This is a genomic window from Streptomyces sp. SID10853 (assembly GCF_010548145.1).
GTDB lineage: Bacteria > Actinomycetota > Actinomycetes > Streptomycetales > Streptomycetaceae > Streptomyces.
Genome location: NZ_JAAGLN010000408.1, coordinates 1 through 3,249 on the forward strand (window position 1 = coordinate 1; position 3,249 = coordinate 3,249).

General features: G+C 73.9%; 4 protein-coding genes and 1 pseudogene. 3 read left to right on the forward strand and 2 right to left on the reverse strand.

What is annotated here, in order from left to right; genetic code table 11:
- Positions 1 to 246 (reverse strand): annotated as a pseudogene (locus G3I19_RS35560) (hypothetical protein); the annotation flags it as partial.
- Positions 247 to 395: 149 nt separating this feature from the next.
- On the opposite strand from G3I19_RS35560, the gene G3I19_RS35565 reads away from it, so the two are divergent.
- Positions 396 to 914, forward strand: coding sequence for a DUF4240 domain-containing protein (locus G3I19_RS35565; RefSeq protein ID WP_164267812.1), 519 nt, complete (start codon positions 396 to 398; stop codon positions 912 to 914).
- 25 nt (positions 915 to 939) lie between these two features.
- Here G3I19_RS35565 and G3I19_RS35570 read toward each other — a convergent pair whose 3' ends face one another.
- Positions 940 to 1,437: a GNAT family N-acetyltransferase gene (locus G3I19_RS35570; protein ID WP_164267813.1), complete on the reverse strand. Its 498-nt coding sequence runs from the start codon at positions 1,435 to 1,437 to the stop codon at positions 940 to 942.
- 71 nt (positions 1,438 to 1,508) lie between these two features.
- Here G3I19_RS35570 and G3I19_RS35575 point away from each other — a divergent pair, with 71 nt between their 5' ends.
- Together G3I19_RS35575 and G3I19_RS35580 are read left to right on the forward strand one after the other, a co-directional pair.
- The gene (locus G3I19_RS35575) at positions 1,509 to 2,396 is read left to right on the forward strand and encodes a TIGR01777 family oxidoreductase (RefSeq protein ID WP_164267814.1); all 888 of its coding nucleotides are present in this window, start codon (positions 1,509 to 1,511) and stop codon (positions 2,394 to 2,396) included.
- 342 nt (positions 2,397 to 2,738) lie between these two features.
- The coding region (locus G3I19_RS35580) for an FAD-dependent oxidoreductase (RefSeq protein WP_164267815.1) at positions 2,739 to 3,249 on the forward strand (511 nt) is incomplete at its 3' end.

Genomic DNA, 3,249 nt, shown 5'->3' on the forward strand with positions numbered 1-3,249 from the left:
GGGGGCGCCGCGCTGGGCGGGCACCCGGGGTCCTTCGCGGCCGCTGCCCCGCGAGGCCGGCAGCGCGCGCTGCACGACCGCGTGGGCGGTGAGCACCCGGCGGTGGCGGCCCAGTGACGGGGGCAGCGTGATGTAGGTGAGGCGGACGAGCCGCGGGTAGTGCTCGACGAGTGCGGCTTCGGCCTGTTCCACGCCCACACGGCCGGCGCCGGACCGCGTCCCTTCCGGTTGCTCTTGCGTTCGCATGACGGGGGTGGCCCCTCTGGGGTGAGTGATCGGAATCGCTACACCCGTCAAACGAGTGAATCATCGGACGGTCACATCGCCTGGTAACAAGAGAGCCGCTGATCGGCGCTCCGCGTGCGCCGCGCCCCGCCAACCACGATGCTGGACGCGTGAGGGACGAGACGGAGTTCTGGGAGACCATCGACAGCACTCGGGCGGCCGCCGACGGCGACCCCGAGGACCATGCCGATCTGCTCACCGAGCGATTGGCGCAGCTCGACCCGGAGTCCGTGCTGGAGTTCGCCCGGTACTTCGAGACGCGCTACAACCGCGCGTACCGCTGGGATCTGTGGGGGGCGGCGGTCGTGCTGCTGCGGGAGAGCGACGCCGACTCCTTCGACTACTTCCGCTGCTGGCTCATCGGCCAGGGCCGGGAGATCTTCGAGGGCGCGCTGCAGGACCCGGACGCCCTGGCCGATCTCCTGGACGACTTCGACGAGGAGATCGACGGCGACGGCGAGGAGCTGGGGTACGCGGCCGACGAGGCGTACGAGCAGCTCACCGGGGCGCCCACCCCGGATCTCGGCATTCCGCCGCAGGCCGCCGAACCGGAGGGACCGCCGGTCGACTTCGACGACGAGTCGCTGGCCGAGCGGTATCCGCATCTGTGGGAGCGGTTCGGCTCCTGAGCGTCCGCCGCTCGTGGCCGCGGGCTCAGTACGGGGTGAGGCCGCGCCCCATCAGTACGTCGTCGACATACCGGCCCGCCAGACGGAACTCGCCCGGCAGCACCCCCTCCACCGCGAACCCCTCGGCGGCGTAGAGCGCGCGGGCCGGGGTGTTGTGCCCGAGCACCCGCAGGGTGATCCGGGTGGCGCCCTGGCGCCCGGCCTCCGTGCACGCGGCCCGCACCAGTGCCCGGCCCACACCGTGGCGGCGCGCCGTTCCGGCGACGGCCAGGCCCTGGATCTGGCGCACATGGGCGTTGCTGGCCAGCAGGGTGGGCCGTACCAGCCGGATGTACCCCACGATCGCGCCCGCGAGTTCGGCGACCAGCAGGTCGTCGGGCCGGTGGCTGTCGTCGAAGAAGGGCCGGTACGGGGGCTGGGGCGGCGGCATGACTTCGTGCAGCGTGGACCAAGCGGCCCGGTCCAGCGCGCCGAGCGCCTCACCGTCATCGGCCACGGCCACACGTATGTACGGGTCGGGCATGCGGGCCACTCTGCCACGGCCGCGGGCTGCGGCGCTGGGCGATTGCCGCCGGGGTGCGTGAGGATGGGGCCATGCGTATCGCGATTGCCGGAGCATCAGGACTGATCGGTACGGCCCTCGGGCGCTCCCTGCGCGCCGACGGGCACGAGGTGGTGCGGCTGGTCCGCAGAGCCGCCAAGGCCGCGGACGAGGTGGAGTGGGACCCGGCCCGTGAGCAGGTGGACACCGCGGGTCTGACCGGCTGCGACGCGGTGGTCAACCTGGCGGGGGCGGGGGTCGGCGACCACCGCTGGACGGACGCGTACAAGAAGGAGCTGCGGGACAGCCGGGTGCTGGGCACCGCCACACTCGCCGACGCCGTGGCCTCGCTCGACGTACCGCCGGCGGTGTTTCTGTGCGGCAGCGCGGTGGGCTACTACGGCGACACGGGCGACCGCCCGGTCGACGAGAGCGCGCCGCCCGGTGAGGGCTTCCTCGCCTCGCTCTGCGTCGAGTGGGAGGAGGCGGCGCGCGCGGCCGAAGAGGCGGGCATCCGGACGGCGTTCGCCCGTACCGGACTTGTGGTGGCCAAGGAGGGCGGGGCCTGGGGCAGGCTCTTCCCGCTGTTCAAGGCGGGGCTCGGCGGGCGGATGGGCGACGGCAGCCAGTACTGGAGTTTCATCGCGCTGCACGACCATGTCGCGGCGCTGCGCCACATCCTGGACACGGAGGCGCTGTCGGGCCCGGTGAACCTGACCGGCCCTCAGCCCGTCACCAACCGCGAGGTGACGGCGGCGATGGGCCGGGTCCTGCACCGCCCCACCCTGTTCACGGCCCCGGCACCCGCGCTGCGGATCGCGCTGGGCGAGTTCGCGGGGGACGTCCTGGGCAGCCAGCGGGTCCTGCCGAAGAAGCTCCTGGACTCGGGCTTCACCTTCGCGTTCCCGGAGGCGGACGAGGCGATCAGGGCGGCGCTGTAAGGCACGTTCCCGCCGCGCCCGGCCCCACTTCGGGCAGCATCCCCGGCCTGCGGGGGCCCGCCGGGCAGAGGGCACATTCCAGCCCCTCCGGCGATTGAGGAGCGGGGTCCGGGGCGGAACCCGTGGTGGGACGCGGCCCCGCACACCCGCACACCCGCACGGCCCCACGCCGCCCACCGGCCCCCGCCGTGCGACCCCGCGCCCCCATGCCCCCGCCCCGCGCGCCTGCCCCGCACCCCACCGCTCCCTACTCTCGACCCGAACCAGGGCATTTCCGCGGCCCGTTGGGGGAATCAGCCCTGCACGGAACACCGCGGCCGCGCCGACCCCGGGGAGGGGCACGTGCTCAGTACCGCACACCACGCCGACGTGATCATCGTCGGAGCCGGGCTCGCCGGGCTGTCAGCCGCTCACCGGCTGACCAGCGCCGGCGTGTCCGTCAGCGTCCTGGAGGCCGCCCCTTCGCCGGGCGGCCGTATGTCCACCGAGCTGACCGGCGGTTTCCGCCTGGACCGCACGGGAGGGCTCCTCAACACCTCGTACCCGGAACTGCTCCGCGCCCCGTGCCTGGGCGAGACGGACCTCAGGCTGTTCTCGCCGGGCGTCCTCGTACACAGTGGGGGCCGCCTGCACCGGACGGGCGAAGCCGGGGGCACACGGGGCGCACTCAATGCCGCGCGCGCCCTACGAAGCGCCTCACGCGCCCCCTTGAGCGTGGGCCTCGGAGGCGCCTTGAGCGGCGGCTTGGGGGGCGCCTTGAGCGGCGGCATCGGAGGCGCGGGCCTCACCGGCGGCGCATTCGCGAACGGCCCGCTCACCGGCGGCGCATTCGTGACCGGCGCCCTCGACCGGG

Bases quoted from the DNA above. Each gene is read 5' to 3' on its own strand.
- G3I19_RS35570 (WP_164267813.1), bottom strand. From the start codon at position 1,437: ATGCCCGACCCGTACATACGTGTGGCCGTGGCCGATGACGGTGAGGCG.
- G3I19_RS35575 (WP_164267814.1), top strand. From the start codon at position 1,509: ATGCGTATCGCGATTGCCGGAGCATCAGGACTGATCGGTACGGCCCTC.